Genomic DNA, 3061 nt, shown 5'->3' on the forward strand with positions numbered 1-3061 from the left:
ACGAACCACGCCCATCTCTCCCGCCGCCAGCCGGAGTTCATGCCCACCCACCCCGAACCAAACGATCACGTTCGGAAAGCGGATGGCGTCTGAGGGTGCTGCGCGATGACGTTGCGCAGCACCCTGCCAGCTGATGCGTCCGCGCGGCGCCGGTGCCAGGACAACCTGCACGCAGCCGCTCCGCGCGCAACGATGGCGGCATGACCAACCCCGGCTACGACTTCGCCATGCGTCAGCTGACCGCACCGCAGGCCGACGACCTCTACGAACTCGTCAGCGAGCTACAGGGCCGGACCGATCGCTGATCATCACCAGCAACCAGGCTCCCAGCGACTGGATCTCTCCTCTTCCCCGACCCGGTCGTCACCGAGTCACTGCTGGACCGGCTGATCAACGCCAACCACCAGGCCGTCACGAACGGCCCAGCTACTGCCCCAACAAGCGCCCCGGGAAGGGACGTTAGCCTCACGACACCGACATCAAGGAGGTCTGGATGCTTCAGGGACTACTGATCGCTGAGAGCCTGGCCTGAATTGATCATCTGACAGACCAACCGCACGACAGCCCAGCATGACCTCCGTCAGTACCCGAGCCACAGCCACCGGAACCTGAGTATCAGCATCAATGTCAGTGCCGGACAGTAGAGTCGGATGCCGCGCACGTGCCGCCTGTGACGGTTGCGCTGCATATCAGGGAGGGCCGCGTGGATCCGATTTCACCTGCGGCGCTGGCCAAGATCATTGGTCCGGCGGCCAGCAGGTTCGCCACGAACCGGCTAGGAAAGCTCACGCGTGTCCGGCGAGTGGCACGAGCTGCGGCCAAAAAGGCGTCATCGGCCGGGATCCCCATCACGCCCAAGTCGCTCCGCATCTGGCTGTCACGGCAGGACACTGCGCAGCAAGTGCGGCAGTGCACCGAGCGGTCCCTCGAACAGGCAGCTGATCGGCTGGTTTTCCTGATTCCCGGAGACGACGCCGCGCAGCGCCGGTCAGATGCGCTACGGGTGCTGCGAATCGTGATGGAGGAGTACGTACATTCGGCTAAGCCGCAAGAGGCAGCGCTCGTCACTGGCGAGTGGGGACAGCACATCACCGTGGAGGACGGGAGCAGGACCCGTGAGGCGGTCCTCGATCTGCGCAATGACGTCCTGAATCGCCTTGACGCCCGTACGAGCTTCGATACTGCTCTGCACACCCTCAGCCCGTGGTCGTCGCAGGAGGCACGGCGCTTGGTTGTGGTATGGCCGGCCGTCGAGACGGTGGTGAATGTACTGACGGAGGCGGAGACGGCCCGTGGACCGTCCTGCAAGGGTGGGCCGTTGAAGATCCAACCTGGCTGCGGCAGGCGCCTGCCCAGGCGTTTGGTTGGCTAGGTCAACTGGCTGCTGACTACGGCGCGCCGCGTGCTTCCCGGGTGTTCTTCGAACGTTGCCTGCACGAAGGCGGACACCCCCGGGACTTCCTGTTGGCCCGGGTGGCAATGCAAGCCGGCTCCAACACAGAGCAGGAGGCTCGGGAGTACCTCCTAGAGCACCAGGACACAGCATCACCGCTGCTGGAGGCGCTGCGCGGCTACCTCGACGAGGACTGGGCCGGGTGCATCCAACATCTGGGCCAGTGGGAACCACACAACGCGTTGGCGGAGGCGTTGCGGGTTCAACTTGAGGCCGAGGCCCTGACGAGAACGGGCCGGGAGAGCGAGGCACTGACACTGCTGAGGGCTGCGGACCGGGAAGGAATGTTCACAGGCGTTTCCATCCGCTTGGCCACAGCGTTGTTGCAACACGCCGTGCACAGCCGCACTCCCAATCAGCTGGCCGATGCCCAGGAGGCTCTGGCCGTAGCGGTTCGGGCTCGGAACAGCCGTCGTACCTGGTACGGAGACAGCGCTGAAGCAGCAGTCCTGGCCGTGCAGGCTGCCGTGTTGTGCGGAGACCTGTCCTCGGCGTGGAGCCTGACACAGCCGCAGCCGGAGGGCGAGGCCCTACCCCGCGAGGCGGCTGACGACAGGCTGCGGGAGCAGACCGCTCTCGTCGCGGCCATGTCGGGCCGAGAGCAGAAGGCTCAACAGCTGCTGGCCGGGATGACCAATGCGTTCACCAAAGCCCAGGTCATGGCGGTGATGGCGGAATTGCGCCTGGACGGTGACACCGAGAACCCCCAGGTAAGGGGTCTGTGGCTGCAGGCTTGGGAGGCTGCACAGACTGAACCGGAACAACTGACGGCAGCCATGGGCCTGGCCGAGGCGGGAGCTGACCTCCCGGACCTCGAGCACCTCAAGCCCGGGTTTCCCGAAGCCGTCGCCGAGATCGAGTTGCTTGCCCGGGCACTTCGGGGCCGCCCTGGCGACGAGCTGGCCGTGTTGCGTGCCAACACGGCCCGAAGCCCCATGATCGTGCTCAAGCTCGCCCAGCGCTACCACCGCGCCGGTGACATCCCGTTGGCAGCTCAGACTCTGCAGGACGGCGCCCATCAGTGGCGCGATGTCCGATTGATGGCCATGGCCGCTGGAGCCTTCCGCGAGGCCGGGGCCTACGCACGCGCGCGCGAGTGCGCGGACGCGGCGCTGCGGATGGCCGGGGCCGACTGGGCGGGTCAGGGGCGCATGTACGCCTTGCTCGTTGAAGTTGAGTCGGCCGAGGGGCGAATGGACCAGGCGACGGACGCAGCCTTGAAACTGCTCGCCCTCGACCCCCTGGATTCCGACGCCCGATGGGCCCTGGTCAAGTGTTACGCGGGCCGAGCCATGCCCGAGCAGGCCTGGCAGACGCTGACCGAGCACGGTGCGCCTTTGGATCCTCGCAGCCGGGACGAAGCTCTCTTGTGGGTCGGGCTGGGCGCCAGTTTCTCCACCGATCCGCACTTCACCGGCCGTGCCCTGGCCTTGATGCAGCGTTGGCCAGACGACGAAGAGCTCCTCGGCCGGCTCCTAGGCGCGCTTCACTGGCGCGCGGTTGAACCGGCAGGGCTGAAGTTTCCCCGTGATCCTGGACACTCGATGGTTATGCCGCGAGGGCGTGTTGCTGCCGCTGCCTGGTCTCGGCTGGGGTGAGGTAGCCGAA

The 3061-nt window shown here is 66.2% G+C and carries 2 protein-coding genes; both read left to right on the top strand.

Annotation, left to right across the window (positions count from 1 at the left end; translation table 11 throughout):
- The first annotated feature begins 703 nt into the window (after nucleotides 1–703).
- Entirely contained in the window at nucleotides 704–1372 is a 669-nt protein-coding gene (locus ABZT06_RS50370; protein ID WP_355756640.1) for a hypothetical protein, read from the top strand.
- Between the two features lie 41 nt (nucleotides 1373–1413).
- On the top strand, nucleotides 1414–3051 hold the full coding sequence (locus ABZT06_RS50375) for a hypothetical protein (RefSeq protein ID WP_355756642.1): 1638 nt from the start codon (nucleotides 1414–1416) through the stop codon (nucleotides 3049–3051).
- Nucleotides 3052–3061 lie beyond the last annotated feature (10 nt).

The sequence above is a fragment of the Streptomyces sp. NPDC005483 genome, from assembly GCF_040606035.1.
GTDB lineage: Bacteria > Actinomycetota > Actinomycetes > Streptomycetales > Streptomycetaceae > Streptomyces.